This is a genomic window from Parafrankia elaeagni (assembly GCF_000374165.1).
In the GTDB taxonomy this organism is placed as follows: domain Bacteria; phylum Actinomycetota; class Actinomycetes; order Frankiales; family Frankiaceae; genus Parafrankia; species Parafrankia elaeagni.
On record NZ_KB893670.1, the window covers coordinates 350,938 to 366,384 of the forward strand.

Annotated in this window: 16 protein-coding genes; 7 read left to right on the forward strand and 9 right to left on the reverse strand. The window is 73.2% G+C overall.

The annotated features are described in order from the left end of the window. Positions 1–427: 427 nt before the first annotated feature. From B207_RS0101510 to B207_RS40970, 6 genes are all read right to left on the reverse strand, one after another. The gene (locus B207_RS0101510; RefSeq protein ID WP_026310550.1) at positions 428–2,344 is read right to left on the reverse strand and encodes a gephyrin-like molybdotransferase receptor GlpR; all 1,917 of its coding nucleotides are present in this window, start codon (positions 2,342–2,344) and stop codon (positions 428–430) included. Positions 2,345–2,978: 634 nt separating this feature from the next. After that, positions 2,979–3,611, reverse strand: a complete 633-nt coding sequence (locus B207_RS0101515) for a GNAT family N-acetyltransferase (protein ID WP_018634738.1) — start codon at positions 3,609–3,611, stop codon at positions 2,979–2,981. Further along, complete coding sequence (locus B207_RS0101520) at positions 3,608–4,183, reverse strand: MogA/MoaB family molybdenum cofactor biosynthesis protein (RefSeq protein ID WP_018634739.1); 576 nt, start codon at positions 4,181–4,183, stop codon at positions 3,608–3,610. Before B207_RS0101520 ends, B207_RS0101515 begins: the two co-directional genes overlap by 4 nt. Further along, a complete protein-coding gene (gene moaC / locus B207_RS0101525; RefSeq protein WP_018634740.1) occupies positions 4,180–4,671 on the reverse strand; it encodes a cyclic pyranopterin monophosphate synthase MoaC in 492 nt (163 codons plus the stop codon). Before moaC ends, B207_RS0101520 begins: the two co-directional genes overlap by 4 nt. After that, the gene (locus B207_RS0101530) at positions 4,668–6,035 is read right to left on the reverse strand and encodes a molybdopterin molybdotransferase MoeA (RefSeq protein WP_035739614.1); all 1,368 of its coding nucleotides are present in this window, start codon (positions 6,033–6,035) and stop codon (positions 4,668–4,670) included. The genes moaC and B207_RS0101530 overlap by 4 nt, the downstream gene beginning before the upstream one ends. A 474-nt stretch (positions 6,036–6,509) precedes the next feature. After that, positions 6,510–7,649, reverse strand: a complete 1,140-nt coding sequence (locus B207_RS40970) for a UTP--glucose-1-phosphate uridylyltransferase (RefSeq protein WP_018634742.1) — start codon at positions 7,647–7,649, stop codon at positions 6,510–6,512. A 547-nt stretch (positions 7,650–8,196) separates the two neighbouring features. Between B207_RS40970 and B207_RS0101540 the strand changes: the two genes are divergently transcribed. Then, positions 8,197–9,027 carry a 5-formyltetrahydrofolate cyclo-ligase gene (locus B207_RS0101540; RefSeq protein ID WP_230204775.1) on the forward strand — a complete coding sequence of 277 codons (831 nt, stop codon included), beginning with the start codon at positions 8,197–8,199 and terminating at the stop codon, positions 9,025–9,027. Between the two features lie 91 nt (positions 9,028–9,118). Beyond that, positions 9,119–9,478, forward strand: a complete 360-nt coding sequence (locus B207_RS42705) for an FmdB family zinc ribbon protein (RefSeq protein WP_084691951.1) — start codon at positions 9,119–9,121, stop codon at positions 9,476–9,478. 743 nt (positions 9,479–10,221) lie between these two features. Here the strand turns inward: B207_RS42705 and B207_RS0101550 are convergent. After that, a complete protein-coding gene (locus B207_RS0101550; RefSeq protein WP_195905215.1) occupies positions 10,222–10,452 on the reverse strand; it encodes a hypothetical protein in 231 nt (76 codons plus the stop codon). A 78-nt stretch (positions 10,453–10,530) separates the two neighbouring features. On the opposite strand from B207_RS0101550, the gene B207_RS32065 reads away from it, so the two are divergent. The 4 genes from B207_RS32065 (at position 10,531) to B207_RS42245 (ending at position 12,534) form a co-directional block, all read left to right on the forward strand. Beyond that, entirely contained in the window at positions 10,531–10,848 is a 318-nt protein-coding gene (locus tag B207_RS32065) for a hypothetical protein (protein ID WP_018634746.1), read from the forward strand. 263 nt (positions 10,849–11,111) lie between these two features. Then, positions 11,112–11,258, forward strand: a complete 147-nt coding sequence (locus B207_RS40425; RefSeq protein ID WP_018634747.1) for a hypothetical protein — start codon at positions 11,112–11,114, stop codon at positions 11,256–11,258. Between the two features lie 226 nt (positions 11,259–11,484). Then, positions 11,485–12,018 (forward strand): STAS domain-containing protein, encoded by a 534-nt coding sequence (locus tag B207_RS0101565; protein WP_018634748.1) that lies wholly within the window; start codon positions 11,485–11,487, stop codon positions 12,016–12,018. A 117-nt stretch (positions 12,019–12,135) separates the two neighbouring features. Beyond that, positions 12,136–12,534 carry a metal-sensitive transcriptional regulator gene (locus tag B207_RS42245; protein ID WP_018634749.1) on the forward strand — a complete coding sequence of 133 codons (399 nt, stop codon included), beginning with the start codon at positions 12,136–12,138 and terminating at the stop codon, positions 12,532–12,534. Positions 12,535–12,569: 35 nt separating this feature from the next. On the opposite strand, the gene B207_RS0101575 is transcribed toward B207_RS42245, so the two are convergent. Continuing rightward, positions 12,570–13,076 (reverse strand): MarR family winged helix-turn-helix transcriptional regulator, encoded by a 507-nt coding sequence (locus B207_RS0101575; RefSeq protein ID WP_018634750.1) that lies wholly within the window; start codon positions 13,074–13,076, stop codon positions 12,570–12,572. 76 nt (positions 13,077–13,152) lie between these two features. Here B207_RS0101575 and B207_RS0101580 point away from each other — a divergent pair, with 76 nt between their 5' ends. After that, positions 13,153–13,908 (forward strand): alpha-ketoglutarate-dependent dioxygenase AlkB, encoded by a 756-nt coding sequence (locus tag B207_RS0101580; protein WP_018634751.1) that lies wholly within the window; start codon positions 13,153–13,155, stop codon positions 13,906–13,908. Here the strand turns inward: B207_RS0101580 and B207_RS32070 are convergent. Continuing rightward, positions 13,878–15,410: an MFS transporter gene (locus tag B207_RS32070; RefSeq protein ID WP_018634752.1), complete on the reverse strand. Its 1,533-nt coding sequence runs from the start codon at positions 15,408–15,410 to the stop codon at positions 13,878–13,880. The two genes, B207_RS0101580 and B207_RS32070, sit on opposite strands and share 31 nt — an antisense overlap. Between the last annotated feature and the right edge of the window lie 37 nt (positions 15,411–15,447).

The following is a 15,447-nucleotide window of genomic DNA, read 5'->3' on the forward strand; positions in this document are numbered from 1 at the left end:
GGCGACGCCGGGCGGCCGATCTAGGCGGAACGCGGCGTCAACGGGCGCGAGGGCAGGGACAACACCGCGGGCAGGCAGCCGTCGGCTCCAGACGCCGGAAGCCGGCGGAGGAAGCGGACTGCGAGCGGAGTGTCACCCGGCCATTATGCACGCGGACACGGCCGGCGGGCGCCGGGCGCCGGCCGCCCCACATCCTGCGTGATCACCGTCGTTGCCCCCACCTGGTGCGCCCCGGCCCGGGTCCGCTGACCGATCTGACTGTGATGAGAGTCATGCGGCCGGGTACAGCCGGACGGGGTGAGTCAGGTGGGTCAGTGACGCGGGCCCACGGGTGGTCCGGACGGGCGGTTGACGCGGACGATGGCGGGCCGGACAGGTGATCGGCGTGCGACTGGCACCCGGCGGCGGGGCTGGACGCGACCGTCCGTCAGCTGCCGACCGCGTGGCGGCGCAGCAGTGTCTCCAGCTCGTCCGGGGCCTGCTCCTGGGCCGGCGCCTGTGCCGCTGGCTTCCCGGTCTCGGCCGCGGGCATGGCGGTGGCTTCGGCGGCAGCGGGCTGGATCAGGCCGCCGTGCGTGCCGGGCGGATGAACCTGGACGCGCCCTGGGCGCGAGGTGTTCGGGCGGGCGCCGGGCCGCGGCACGGGGCGGGCCGCACCGCCGGGGCGGTAGGTGCTCCCGCCGGTGGCGGCGGGGACGGTCCCATGCCCGGTCCCGACGCGCTCCGCCCCACTCTGCGCGCCGGCGGCGTACTCGTAGTACGCAGCCTGCTCGACGTCGCCAGCCTGCCCTGCGTACCCGGCGTGGTCCTGCACCGCGTAGCCGGCCTGCTCTGCGTAGGCGGCCTGCTCTGCGTAGGCGGCCTGCCCGGCCTGCTCGACGTAGCCGGCCTGCGCTGCGTGGTCCGCGACGAGGTCGGCTTCGGCGGTGTACTCGACAGGGTCCGCCCGGACGTACTCGACGTATTCGACCCGGCCCATGTGGTCGCCGTGTCCGGGGTGCTCGCCGTACTCCGCGTAGGCGGTACGCAGCACCGTCTCGCCGGTGTAGGGGTCGCCCGCCTCCGGTTGGGGGACGGCGGCCGCCCCCGAGCCGTCACCAGCGGCCTCCACGTAGCCAGCCTCCACGTAGTCGGCCTCCACGTAGTCGGCCTCCAGGTAGCCGGCGACGGCTGCGTGGCCGGACTCGTCGTAGTCCGTGTCCTCCTCGTAGCCCGTGTCCCCGTCGTGCTGGGTGCCGACGGCGTAGCCGCCGTCCGCGGCGGCGGCGTCGTGGTGGTGGTGGTGGTGGTCATGGTGGGGGGCTCTGTCGTCGTCCGCGTCCTCCTCCGCCGAGCCGTCCGCCGAGCCGGCTCCGTAGGAGGATGCCGTGGCCGCCCGGGAGCTGTCGGCGAGGCCACCGAGGTCGACGGTCTCGGCGCGCGCGTGGGCAAGATCCTCCGCGGTGAGGCGCTCGTCCGTGCCGTCGGCGGAGAGCCGCACCGGCGTGTACTCGGAACCGCGGTTCGGACCGCCCGCGCCGGGGCGGGCCGCGCCATGGCCGGTGCCGGCGCCGCCGGACCAGCCGCGGATGCCCCCGCGGGCCCGGGCGGCCCGGTCGGCGGCGATGCGGCGGTCCAGCGCCACCCTGGAGCGCACCAGCCGGCGGTGGGCCTGGGCGGACCGGCGCAGGTGCAGCACATAGCCGGCTGTCGCGACGTCCATGATGATCTGCACGACGATCCACATGCCGCCGAGGGTGGCGGCGAGGATGGCGCTGACCGGCAGTGCGACGAGGAGCATGAGCAGCCGCTGCCGACGCAGCCGGACGAGCCCCGTGTGCTCGGCCTGCACCGCGCGGACCGCCCGCTCGGCGGAGACGTTGCGGAGGGCTCCGGGCCTCGGCCCGAACAGGCGAGGGGACTCCCCTGGCTCCTCGTAGGCGCCCGTCTCGTCGAGCTCCTCGGCCGGCACCGCGGCGTGCGGCTGGGCCGCCCCCTGCGCAGCGGGCGGGGGGCTCACGGCGGACCCGGCCTGCCCGTCGGCGGCCGAGATCCCGGAATCCGCGAGACCGCGGGATTCCGGCTGGCTGGCGGCGCCGTCCAGCCCGCCGTCCGGTCGTTCACCGGAGCGCGAATGCGCCATCCCTGTAGCCTCCTGTGGCCCCGTCGCCGGGCCCTCCGACGGGGCCCGGGTCAGCGGGCTCATCCCGCCGCGCTGGGAACCGCGCCGGGAGAGCACCCGCATGGCGGCGGAGAAGCGGTCCGCGGACCGCTGTTCCGCCGCGGAGTCATGGTGACGTAGCCACATCGGGATGAGGACGAAGCCCCAGACAGCGACGATCGCAAGCCAGATGATCGCACTCACTTAGTCACTCTCCGCAACGCCGCCAGGGTGCCATCTGGCGATCGGACGTCCTGCGGGCGACGCACATCGGTACCGGTGCCGGCGGGGCGACTCGCCGGGTGGCAGGCAAGGGGGAATCTGGTCCCCGCCCGCCCGCCGCGAACCAGGCGCGGACCAGACGCGCCGGGCGCGGGATGCGCGAGCGAGCGGACCATCTCCGATGCCTCTTCTCGATGCCGTCGTTTACGATTTCGTGCTCGACGCTAGTGAGCGGAATGCGCGCGGTCACCGACCGGAACCCCGCGTGTCGCACTCGTCGGCGAGGTTCGCCGGCCGGCTGACTACTGTCAATGCGAGGGGGCACCGATCCGGGCCGGGTGATATCACCACCCCGCCCGCACGACCCCCACCACGAACACCCAACACCGGGCAGCCACGTCGCCGGGGCGTTCTCGTCAGCCCTGGAGCCCGCGGAGGCTTACCGAAGCCGGGGCGTTGTTGGAGGGAAGTGGGGCCGGAGGGTGTCCGGGAGAAGCCCCGGCGGCTGCCGGGACAGTACGGAGCGCGGTCCGAGGACTGGTCACGGCGGGACCATCGGCACCCGCCGGTCGGACGCAGGCCCCGCCCGCGTGGCGCTTCCCGGGTCTCGGGAGCTTCAGGGGGAGGCTGAACGGGCGAGACTCCAGCGCGCCAGCAATCCGTCGGGGACGTCCTCGGTCGTCAGCGCGTAGCAGATATGGTCGCGGTACTCACCGTCGATCGCGAGATATCTGCGGTGCAGACCCTCCTCGCGGAAGCCGAGCTTCACCAGCATCCGGCGGCTCGCCGCGTTCTCCGGCCGCACGTTCGCCTCCAGCCGGTGCAGGCCCACCGGTCCGAAACAGTGGTCGGTGACGAGGGCCAGCGCGGTCGGGGCGATGCCCTGCCCGGCGCGTGCTCCGTCAATCCAGTAACCGACGTGGCCGCTGTTGAAGGCGCCGCGCACGATCGTGGAGACGGTGAGCTGCCCCACCAGTCGGCCGTCGAGGGCGATGACGAAACCCAGCGCCGAGCCGGCCCGGGACTGCGCCCGCAGCCGGTGCATCATCCGCGTGTAGACGCCGACGGTCTGGCGCTCGTTCCAGGTCGCTCGGATGGGCGGTGACCCGGGCCGGGTGGCCTCCCAGGGCGCGAGCCAGTCCGCGTTTCGGGTGCGGACCTCGACCCAGGCTCCGGCGTCGCGCAGCCGCATGGGACGGACGACGACATCGTCGTGACGCAGAACCGCCGGCCAGCCGGGAGCACTCACCCGGCACCGTTCCCCGCCGCGGAAGCCGGCCCGGAAGGGGGGAGGTGCCCGGCGCCGGAGTGGCTCGGAGCGGCGTGGTCGGTGTCGCCGCGCAGCTGGGCGACCGCGTGCGCGACGACCGGGGTGAGCACGCCGATCCCGTCCCGGACACCGCCGGTCGAGCCGGGCAGGTTCACGACGAGCGTGGCCCCGACGGTGCCGGCCAGGCCACGGGAGAGGACCGCGGTCGGCACCTTGTCCCGCCCGGCGGCGCGCAGCGCCTCGGCCAGGCCGGGCAGTTCGCGTTCGAGCAGCCCGCGGGTGGCCTCCGGTGTGACGTCCCGCGGCCCCAGCCCGGTGCCTCCCGTGGTGACCACCAGGTCGGTGCCGGCGTCCGCGGCGGCGCGGATCACCGAGGTGATCTCGGCCTGCTCGTCCGGGACGATGACCGCGGCGGGCACGGCGAAACCGAGCGCGGCCAGCGCCTCGACGAGCAGCGGCCCGGAGCGGTCCGGATAGACGCCGCGGTGGGCCCGGTCGGAGACGGTGACCACCAGTGCCCGGGCGCCGTCCGGCGGCGGCGGGCCGGTCACCGGGCCCCGCCGCCGCGGTGCCAGTCCCCCGTCTTCCCGCCGGTCTTGGCGACGACCCGCACGCCGGTGAGCTCGGCCTCCGGGTCGACGGCCTTGATCATGTCGTGCAGCGTGAGGCCGGCGACGGCGACGGCGGTGAGGGCCTCCATCTCCACCCCGGTCCGGTCCGTGGTGCGCACGGTGGCGGTGATGTCCACACCGTCGTCCAGCACGGTCAGCTCGACCTTCACCCCGGAGACCGCGATCGGGTGGCAGAGCGGGACGAGGTCCGGAGTGCGCTTGGCCCCCATGATCCCGGCGATGCGGGCGACGGCCAGCGCGTCTCCCTTGGGGACCCCCTCCCCGCGCAGCAGTTCGATGACGGCCGGCGTGGTCAGCAGCCGGCCAGCGGCGGTGGCCGTGCGTGTCGTCACGTCCTTGGCGGAGACATCCACCATCCGGGCGGCGCCTCGCTCGTCGACATGGGTGAGCCGCGTCTGGTCGGTCACCCGAGGCCCTCACCGGGGCGTGCCCCGCCCGGGTGGAAGCCGTCGCTCTCCTGGGCGCCGGTGCCGGGCCCGGCCCATTCGGGGTCGGGCAGCAGCAGCGCGGGCAGCCTGGTGCCTGCGGACACCTCGGTGACCTCCTCGGGTACGACGAGCAACGCGTGGGCCGACGCCAGGCCCGACAGCTGGTGAGCGCCCTGCCCGCCAGCGGACGTCGCGACCAGTTGGCCGGAGTCGTCGCGCTCGAGGCGGACCCGGGGAAAGGTACGCTTTCCCGACGGGGAGCGCATCGCTTCACCCACCGTCACGGTGACCGCGCCGGGGTGTGTATCCCCCACGAGGCCGGTTTCCGCTTTGCCGGTGGCCTTCCACGGCACCTGGGCGGCCAGGGGGGTGACACGGGGTACAAGCCCACGCATCCGCCGCAGTGCGGGGCGGACGAAAAGTTCGAAGGACACCAGGGCGCTCACCGGGTTCCCGGGCAGCGTGAACACGGGCACGCCGTTCATGACCCCGAATCCCTGTGGTTTGCCGGGCTGCATCGCGACACGCTCGAACCGCATGTCCGCGTACCTGCTCAGTACCTGCTTGACGACATCCCGGTCACCGACGCTGATCCCGCCGGTCGTGACGACGACGTCCGTGCTCTTCAGCAGCACCTCGAACGCGGCGGCGAACTCGTCGGGGTCGTCGGAGACGCCGTCGACCCGGCGGACGATCGCCCCCGCCTCGTGCGCGGCGGCAGCGATCGCGTGGCTGTTCGAGTCGACGATCTGCCCGGGGCCGAGCGGGGTGCCGACCTCGACGAGCTCGCTCCCCGTGGACAGGACGGCCACCCGGGGGCGGGGGTGGACGGCTGGCCGGGCGACGTTCACCGCGGCCAGCAGGCCGATCTGCGCGGCGCCCAGCACCGTGCCGGCGGCGAGGACGAGGTTGCCGGGGGCGATGTCCTCGCCGGCGCGGCGGACGTGCAGCCCACGCCGGGGGGCCTGGTGGATCCGCACGGTCCCGGTGCCGCCGTCGGTCCACTCGAGCTGGACGATCGTGTCGGCGCCGGCCGGGAGCGGGGCCCCGGTCATGATCCGCGCGACGGTGCCGGCGAGGAGCGGTCCCGGCCGCACCGGTCCGGCCATGATCTCGTCGGAGACGGTCATCGTCACCGGAACGGCCTCGCTCGCGGCCGCCACCTCGGCTGCGCGTGCCGCATAGCCGTCCATCGCCGAGTTGTCGAACCCGGGCACGGCGACTGTTGCCCGGACGTCGGCAGCCAGCACGCATCCGTGTGCCTCCCGGAGCACGGTCCGGCGCGGGGCCATTGGTACGATTGCGTCCAGAATGTCCGAAGCGTGCTGGTCTACCGTTTTCATATGTACCGTCCGTTCTTTGCACTTCTGTTCTGGCCGGTCGTCCTTCGCGTCAGCGGTGAGCGGGACAGCAGGACATGACGGCTGCTGAGACGGGCTCCGCCAGCCGTTCACCCAAGGGACATTTCCCGGCCCTGGTCAGACGCCGGGCAGACGCGCTTCCAGGGCCCCACACAATTGCGCACGAAGATGCCCGACCAGTCTGCCCGCCCGCGGAAATGCTCTCCAGCAAGGGTCCACCGGAACGCAGTCCCGATCGCATATTCGGAAGTGCGTGGTCACGTCTTGTCAACACCCGCTGGTCACGGCCCGTCAACACCTCCTCGGCCCCCTGACACCGCCCGCGCGGAAGCCGGTGTGAGCCCTGCCCGGCCCGGCCCTGCCCGGCCCGCTGCCGCGGCTCGCTGCCGCGGCCCGCGGGCGGCAGGTGGGCCCGCGGGCGGGCGGGACATCGTCAGGCCTCGAATCCGGGACGTCTCAGGCCTCGGCCTTGGGGCCGCCGGCGGCCACGTACTCCTCAAGCCACGGGTAGAAGTCGGGTCCCAGGTCCTGGCGCTCACTGGCCAGCCGGACGATCGCCTTCAGGTAGTCGAGCCGGTCCCCGGTGTCGTAGCGGCGGCCGGTGAACACGACGCCGTGCACGGGCACGGCCGCGTCCGGGTCGTCGCCGGCCTGCTCCGCCAACATCCGCAGGGCGTCGGTGAGCTGGATCTCGTCGCCCCTGCCAGGCGGCGTCGACCGAAGGACGTCGAAGATCTCCGGCGGCAGCACGTAGCGCCCGATGACGGCCAGATTGCTCGGCGCCTCGTGCACCGGCGGCTTCTCGACCAGGTCGGTGATGCGAACCGTCCGGTAGCGGGCGGACGACCGGCCCGCCGGGTCCACCGGGTCCGCGGGACCACGCGGTTCCGCAAGGTGCGGCTCCGCCAGGTGCAGCGGAGATGCGGGGCCGCCCGCGGCCAGGTCCGCCAGGCCGGTCGGGTCCACGAGGCCGGTCGTACCGGCGGTGCTGCCCAGGCCGGCGGTGCTGCCCGAGCCGGCGGTGCTGCCCGAGCCGGCGGTGCTCGTCGGGTCCGCCCCGACGGTGCCCGCGGCGATCGTGGCCACGCCGTACATGGAGACAGCCTCTTCGGGCACCTCCATCAGTGCCACCACCGCGCCGCCGTGCCGCGCCTGCACCGCCAGCATCTCGACCAGCAACGGGTCACGTTCGTCGATGAGGTCGTCGCCGAGCAGGACCGCGAACGCCTCGGCGCCCACGTGCGCGGCAGCGCAGAGCACGGCATGGCCCAGCCCCCGCGGTGACGGCTGGCGCACGGAGTGGACCTCTGCCAGCTCCGTGGACGCACGGACCCGCTGAAGGCGGGTTTTGTCCCCTTTGCGCTCGAGTGCCGCCTCCACTTCGGCCTCTCGGTCGAAGTGGTCCTCGATGGCCTTCTTCGAACGGCTCGTGACCAACAGGACGTCCCGGAGACCAGCCCGTGACGCCTCCTCGACGACGTATTCGATCGCCGGTCTGTCGACGACAGGTAGCATCTCTTTGGGAACCGACTTCGTCGCGGGCAGGAACCGGGTTCCCAGACCCGCGGCGGGAATGACCGCCTTCGTCACCAGCATGGGCGAAACCTTAGTCCGCCAAGGGGTGTCGGAGCACCACGGCACCGGGGCACTGGGCGTGCCCAACAAACCGCGCGGCGACCGGGCCAAGGCCCGTCCCGAGGCCTGTCCCGTGTGCCCGCCTCGACACCTCTCCTGCCATCGCGTCAGCGCGGCGCGGGGTGAGGGCAGTCGGCGCTGGGAGTCCGCCAGCGGATCCACCCCCCACCATCGAGGGGTCCGTCCACCACTCTGCGTGCTCGACCCGAGGGTTCTCGCCGACAACATCCGGCACCATGGTCACCCGTCCGCGCTCGGTACGTCACGCTCGCCGGACGCCCGCCGACACCGCCGGGCCGGGCCGGCGGGTCAGCGTCGAGCAGGCCCCCACGTGCGGGTCGATCACGGTACCGTGAGGCCTTCGCCAGTGGAGATGTCACGCCGATGGCGCCCGGGCGGATCATCATCCGCCGCCCGGACACGCGCGGAAGCGGGGCACCCAAGGGCTCGGGTGACGGGGCCGGCCGGCCTCGGGCGACCGATGCCCGCGCGGAGGGTGGGGATGGCTTTGACCGGAGGTACCGTCACCGGCAGTGACGTGGTGGGCCGGTCCGGCTCGGAGCAGAACGCGCCGGGCTCCGCCACCGGCGCGGCCTCCCTCGACGGCCCCGTCCTGGGTACGGGGCACCTCGGCACGCCGCCTCTCGCCGCGTCATCTGCCGGCGGCTCCGCCGCGGGAAGGTCCTCCGCCGGGGCTTCCTCCGCGGGAGCGGCCTTCATCACGGCGTCCTCCCCGGAGGCGTCATCCCCGGAGACGTCCGCCGCCGGAGCGGCGGAGGAACGGCCACGGCCCAAGATCGCGCTGCGCAGGCGGCTGCTCGCGCTGCGCCGGGCAGGCGTCCTGCCGGATCCGGCGGTCCTGACCGAGCGGGTACTGGCACTGCCCGAGGTGGCCCGGGCCACCTGCGTGGCGGCCTATGTCGGCATGACCGACGAACCGGACACGACCGAGCTGCTGGCCCGGCTGCGGGCCCGAGGCGTACGGGTCCTGTTGCCGGTCGTGCGGGCAGACCTCGATCTGGACTTCCGCGAGTTCGGGGGCACCCTGGTGCCCGGCGCCATGGGCACCCGCGAACCACCGCCGAGCGCCACCCATGTGGAGCTCGGGGAGGCGGAGGTGATCATCGTTCCCGCCCTCGCCGCGGACGAGGCCGGGAACCGTCTGGGCCGCGGGGGCGGCTCGTACGACCGCGCCCTGACCAGGACGGCCCCCGCCACTCCGGTGATCGCTCTGCTCCACGACCGGGAGGTCCTCGGCGACGTGCCCGCGGAGGCCCATGACAGGCGTGTGACGATCATTGTCACGCAGTCCAGAACCGTCCGCCCGGCCTCGCTGTGACTCCCGAGCCGGCATTCCGGAAGCCATCAGGCGCTCTCAGGCGTTAGAGTTGGCAGTCCCTACCGCCGAGTGCCAACTTCGGGAGGAGTCCGTGCCGACCTACCAGTACCGCTGCACAGCCTGCGGGCATGATCTTGAGGCCGTGCAGAGCTTCAGTGACGCGGCGCTGACCGAGTGTCCTGCTTGCACGGGCCAGCTTCGGAAGGTGTTCAGCTCCGTAGGCCTCGTCTTCAAGGGCAGCGGTTTCTACAAGACCGACAGCCGTTCGGGATCCTCCTCGGGAGTCCCGGCCCGGCCCAAGGAGTCGTCGACGAGCTCGTCCGACGGCGACTCGTCCAGCAAGAGCTCCGCGTCCGCCGAGAGCAGCACGTCCGGCGGCACGTCGAGTTCGACGGCGTCGTCTGACAGCAGCTCGTCGACGAGCGCGGCCTCCAGCACCGCGGCGGCCTGACCGGGCGCTCAGACTCCCGGCACGTCACCATCCAGCCCCCGGCCACACCGTTCCACGGCCGGGGGCTGTGCCGTGCCCGGAGGCCCGGGGTTCCAGGGGCCCGCCGCCCGGGGCGCGGGCGAAGCCCCGCCAGACCGTCTCGTCGCCGGCCTCATCCCCCGCCGCCCGGTCACGACAACCAGCGCCTGCCGCCATCCTTCTTCCGGCGCTCCGCACTCCGCGGACCCGGCACTGACGCTGCTCCGGCACCTCCGAACATGCTGCTCCGACACCTCCGAACACTGCCTGTCGAACACGCCTTCCGAACGCACCGACTCGTCATTCCGCGGTGCGGACCAGCGCGGACACAGGAGACGATTGGCTCAATGAATCTCCCCGTTGCACTTCTCCATGCAATTGCATGGAGGGAAGGGAGTGGCACGCCCGCCGGCCGGCATGGGGTCGGCCCTGGCCGGACCACTACGCCTACCCGCGGCACCCTCGGAGCACGCTAACGCATCCAGCGCACAGCAGGATCCGAATACCGTCAACCTACGGGATCGGAACGGTTTCCTCCGCTTGAAGCCGACCGAAACCCCGCGCAGGCCAGCACCTGACGACCGGCTATCGGGCGCATTGCCCGTTTCACGTTCCGCTCGGCGGAGCGCCCGGAAGCCCACGCCTGCAGCACATCCGGGTCGCCCGGGGAACCCGGGCCGACTCGGCCGATCGGAGCTGCAGCACCCCCACCCCGGGAGGGCGCCCTACTGTTTGCGTCGGCGATAGTGCTCCACGATCCACGCGTCAACCTCACGCTTGCGCCAAACTCTGGTCCCTTTGGCTCCGCTGCCGGCCGGAGCGTTGATGACCTGCAGAGGCTCGGGAAACTTGGAGTCCTTGCGGGTCCAGTAGTCCACGGCCTGTCGCGTGATCTTGAGTTGGAACGCGATGTCCCCGATGCCCACCAACTGCTCACCGTCGTCCACGACGAACATCGTAACCACTTTGCTCTTGCCCAAGAACCTCGCTAGGGTCGTTTTTGCTTTCTGACAAATAATGGTGTGGAGGAAACCATGGCCGCAGCACCCGGCGGGCACGACGAGATCGGCCAGCTCATTGACCGTGACGAGGCATACGACGAAGATCCGTGCGGAGACCCTCCGCTGCTGGTAGCCCGCTACCGGGCCTCGCTGCGCGCGGTCCTGGCGGCCAGGCCGGCGCAGCCCGACACACAGGCCCGAACCTGGACCGGCCAGGAGCGCGAGGCTTATCTCGCCGGCGGCCGGGCAACCCTGCGAGCGGTCGTCGGCGCTGTGGCGGCCGCCCTCACGGAACACCCGCCGGGGCCCGCCCGGGTGGGTCGGCCCACCCAACCGGCGGCGCGCGAGTAGCAGCCGGCCCCAGCCCAACCCGAACCCGGCACGAACACCGCACGGCACGGCACGGCACGGGCATCGACCTGAGCGGCACCATGCCCGTGTCGTCGTACTCCCCTGGCGGTGGGACGCCGGTAGATTGGCCGCCGCCGGCACCGGACGCAGCCCTCCCGGGCCGGCGTCCGGCACGACCCGATGGACGGACCGACGGACCGACGGACGGCCTGCGAACAACTGCCCGAAGGGCAGAGGCCGCCCGGCGATCGAAGGAGATCATCATGGGCCACACGCCGCTGCCCGGCGACGAGCTCCCCAGCGATGAGCGGGAGATCGGCTGGGGCGACGACATCCTGGTCGAGGACGATGCCGACACCGACCTCGCCCGGTTCCTGGAGGACCTGCCGCCGCACCACGTCGACCGCTGACGGCGCCGGCCTCAGCCCCGTCGGTCCCAAGCCCCGTCGCCGGCGGCGCGGCGGGCCGCCCCGGGCCGGGGGCCGCCACTGTGATGTGCGATACACCCGCTTGAGCTAGAACACAAGGTGACCTTTGGCATTGGATTCGGTCACCGAAGGGAGCAATACTGATCGAGCCCCGCATCTGAGGTAACCCTCATGCGTCTGTCGTGACATCGCGCCCCTCGGAGGCGACGTGACGCTCACCATCGGCAAGGAAGCCGACACAATCACCACCGCAGCCGCGGCTACGGCTGTGTCCGCGCCCGCACTGCGCACACAACCCCCGCCGCGACCCGCCTGGACATCCCATCCAGACCGGGCGGATCGTGCTACCCGGACGACGCGCACGGCCGGCACCGAACACCAGTCCGTCGACGAACACCGCGCCGTCGACGACCGCCGGCTGACCGCCGGGCCCCTCGCCGCCCGCGTCGAGCTCCGGGAGGAAGGTGCCGTCATCAGCCTCAGTGGGCTGCTGGTCGCCGGCGCCATCGCTGCCGCACGCACCGCGGTGGACCGGGCGGCAGCGCTGGGGCCGCGGCAGATCATCGTCGACCTGGGTGGCGTGCGGGCGATCGATCCGTCCGGTGCGGTGCTGCTGGGCGCGATGAGCCGGCACGCGGTCCGCCGCGGCTGCCTGCTGCACCTGTGCAATGCCGGGCTCCCGGTTCGCCAGGCGCTGACCGACCGGGGAGTTCAGATCGAGGTGCCGGGCACCGCCGGCTGACTCCGCGGCGCCCCACCGCGGGCCGCCGCGGCCCACCGCGGGCCGGCAGACCTCGACGGTCGCCCCCGATCGCACGTACCGTTAGGGGGTATTTCCGGTCACGGCGCGGGGTGGGCGATGCGGGTGAAGGCCGAAGTCGACCAGCCGGCCGAGGGCCGGTCCGAGAGCGAGCCGGCAGATGCCGGCGCCGCACCGCCGGAAACGCCCCAGCCCGAGCAGGCCGGGCACGCCGCCGGGCACGGGTACAGCCCGGCCAAGGCGGAGTACACCGCCCGCCTGCGGCGGATCGAAGGCCAGGTCCGCGGCCTGCAGCGCATGGTCGACGAGGACAAGTACTGCATCGACATCCTCACCCAGGTCTCCGCGGCCACACGGGCGCTGCAGTCCGTCGCGCTCGGCCTGCTCTCCGATCATCTGGCCCACTGTGTCGCGCAGGCCGTTGCCGAGGGTGGCCCCGCCGCTGACGAGAAGATCCGGGAGGCGACCGCGGCCATCGCCCGGCTCGTCCGCTCCTGAGACAGCCGCCGGCGGTGGGCGGGCCACCGCGCCGCCTACACGTTGGAGGCCTGGTCGGCGGCGTCCGGGTCGCCCCCTGACCGTGGGCGGTCGTCGAGGGCCTGGACGAGGCGGCGCAGGGCCGGCAGCGCGGCGACGATCGCCGCCTGGTCCTCGTCGGCCAGAGCTTCCATGGCGGCACCGATCCGCCGCTCGTGGGCCCGCAACCAGCCGGCGATCGCCTGCTCCCCGGCCGCGGTCAGCCGCAGCGCGGCGGCCCGCCGGTCAGCGGGGTCCCGCTCCCGCCGGACGAGCCCGGCCTCGGCAAGCTGCGCGACCAGGGTGGAGACGGAGTTCGGCGCGAGCCGCAGCAGCCCCGCGATCTCACCGACCCGGATACCGTCCCGTTCGGCCACGCACTGGAGCAGCTCCACCTGGGCCATCGGCAGCGACTCCCACGGAATGTCAGCCCGGACGCTGGTGCGCAGCACCCGCCGCAGACGTGTGACGACTTCGGTGAGGTTCGCAGCTGTCGCGACGGCGGCATCCTGATCGACGCTCATGACCGGAGAAGGTAGCGCGCGGCGAGGACGACCGGAGCACTGCTCAGGCTGACCTGGCCCGGGGTAGCGTCGGTTGATGGCCGACCATGCGAGGGCCGACGGGACGAGCACCACGACGGCCGCCACCGGCGCCACCGATGTGACCGATGTGACCGATGTGACCGACGGGTGTGGCGGGCCGGGTGTCGATCCGGCCGCGGTGTTCGAACGGGTGCACCTCGACGCGACATCCTGGGTGGATGTGGCCCGCGGGTGGATCATGGAGTCCGACACGCTCTACCAGACGGTGCGGGACGGGACGTCCTGGCGCCAGGGCACGATGTGGCGGTATGAACGCCACGTCACCGAACCGCGGCTGAGCGCCTTCATCCGCAGCGGGAGCCCGGTCCCGTTCCCGGGGCTGCTGGACGCCTACCGCGGGCTGCGGCGGCGCTACGGCGTCGACTTCGACGGCTACGGGATGTCCTGGTACCGGGACGGGAACGACGCTGTAGCCTTCCACCGCGACCGGGAGATGCGCTGGCTCGACGAGACGGTCATCGCGATTCTCACCCTGGGTGCGCGGCGCCCGTTCCTGGTGAAGTCCCGGCACCTCCCGCCCGGGCGCAGGCTGCTCAACGACCCGTTCGCCGACCGCGGGCATGACTTCGCCCCCCGCGGCGGAGACCTGCTGGTGCTCGGCGGGCGGGCGCAGGCCGACTGGCTGCACGCCGTTCCGCGGGTGGGCGGTGCCGTCGGCGGGCGCATCTCCGTCCAGTGGCGGTGGACGTCCCGCGCGGGCCGCCCGGAGATCGGGCCGGGCTACGGGGCCGCGCGGATGTTCTCCCGCTGACGCGGGCCCCGCTGACCAGCACGGCCCCTCCCGCCCGCCCGAGCCACCGGACCGGCGCCGGTGTCCGCGGGTGCGGGTGCGGGCGCGGGCGCACCGGCGGACGCCGCCAGACCGGCCGCGACGAGACCGGCCACGGCCAGCAGAACCATCGTCACGCGGAAACCGCCGGCAGCGTAGGCGAGCGCCGACACGGAGACGCCCAGGGCGGTGCCCAGGCCCCGGGTCATGTTGACCACCCCGCTCGCCATTCCGCTCTGCCAGGCGGGGACGACGCTCATGATGGCCGCGTTGTTCGACGGGGTGAACAGGCCGAGACCGCATCCGACGAGCATCAGCGCCGGCAGCCCGACCGCCGGCCCGCTGCCACCCGCGGCCAGCAGCAGCAGACCGGCCGCCACGCAGAGCATCGCCCCGACCGTCACCGCCCGGGCGCCGAACCTGGTGACCAGTGTCGACGCGACCGGTGCGGCCAGGCCGATCGAGACCGGCAGCACGGCCAGCAGCAGGCCGACGGCGACAGCGCTCGCCTCCGAATGCTGCGGGATGGCGAGAAGCAGGCCGAACAGCACGAGGAACGACAGCGCCCCCGCCAGCAGCCGCAGCCCGATCCGGCGGCAGCCCACCACCGCCAGGTCGACCATCGGGTGGTCCGTCCGTGCCTCCCGGCGGGCGAACAGCACAGTGCACAGGACTGCGACCAGGACGAGCGCTGCCACAGCCGGCGCCGTGACCGGGCCGGACAGCGACGCGGCCGCCGACAGTGCCAGCAGCACCGCTGAGACCGCGGGCACGAGCAGCCCCAGGCCCGGCCAGTCGAAAGGCGCCCGCGGGGCGCGCTGGTGTGTCCGGGGCAGCAGGATGACGCCGAGTACCAGACCGAGCAGGCCGGCGGGGATGTGCGCCCAGAAGATCCAGCGCCACCCGCCGAGCTCCAGCAGCAGGCCACCGGCCAGCGGCCCGAGCGAGAGGCCGAACGCCTGCGCCGCTCCCTGCGCGCCGAGGGCCGCGGTGAGCCGCTGCGGGCGCACGGTCGTCGCGATCAGGGCCACACTGTTGGCCTGCAACATGGCTGCGCCGAGGGCCTGGGCGACCCGGCAGGCGAGGAGGATCCCGACGCCGGGCGCCAGCGCCGCGCCGGCCGAGGCCAGGGTGAACAGCGCGAAGCCGTACAGCGAGAGAAGCTTGCGGCCGGCCATGTCGGCGAGGCGGCCGAGTGCGGCGATGCTCGCCACCAGGGTGACCAGGTAGGCGAGGCTCACCCAGGTGGCGAGCCCGACGGAGATGCCCAGGTCGGCCTGGATCTCGCCGAGCGCGACGGTGACGATGCTGGCATCCAGCTGGCCGAGGAAGCTGCCGATGCACACCGCACCGACCGCGAGCACCGACGCCGCGGACGACTCACGAACCCGGGCCGGGCGGGCGGGCTCGCGCAGCAGCGCGCCGGCGACCCCGAGCGGCCACCGATCCCGCCACTCGCGGCGGCCGAGGCCAGGGTGGGACATGACCCCATATTCCTCTGTGACAGAGGTATCTGTCGAC

What these genes read in the sequence shown, in the direction of transcription:
- B207_RS0101580 (WP_018634751.1), top strand. Translation starts at nt 13,153, where the DNA reads ATGGCCGACCATGCGAGGGCCGACGGGACGAGCACCACGACGGCCGCC.
- B207_RS40970 (WP_018634742.1), bottom strand. Translation starts at nt 7,649, where the DNA reads ATGCTGGTGACGAAGGCGGTCATTCCCGCCGCGGGTCTGGGAACCCGG.
- B207_RS0101575 (WP_018634750.1), bottom strand. Translation starts at nt 13,076, where the DNA reads ATGAGCGTCGATCAGGATGCCGCCGTCGCGACAGCTGCGAACCTCACC.
- B207_RS32065 (WP_018634746.1), top strand. Translation starts at nt 10,531, where the DNA reads ATGGCCGCAGCACCCGGCGGGCACGACGAGATCGGCCAGCTCATTGAC.
- B207_RS32070 (WP_018634752.1), bottom strand. Translation starts at nt 15,410, where the DNA reads ATGTCCCACCCTGGCCTCGGCCGCCGCGAGTGGCGGGATCGGTGGCCG.
- B207_RS40425 (WP_018634747.1), top strand. Translation starts at nt 11,112, where the DNA reads ATGGGCCACACGCCGCTGCCCGGCGACGAGCTCCCCAGCGATGAGCGG.
- B207_RS42245 (WP_018634749.1), top strand. Translation starts at nt 12,136, where the DNA reads ATGCGGGTGAAGGCCGAAGTCGACCAGCCGGCCGAGGGCCGGTCCGAG.
- B207_RS0101550 (WP_195905215.1), bottom strand. Translation starts at nt 10,452, where the DNA reads ATGTTCGTCGTGGACGACGGTGAGCAGTTGGTGGGCATCGGGGACATC.
- B207_RS0101530 (WP_035739614.1), bottom strand. Translation starts at nt 6,035, where the DNA reads ATGAAAACGGTAGACCAGCACGCTTCGGACATTCTGGACGCAATCGTA.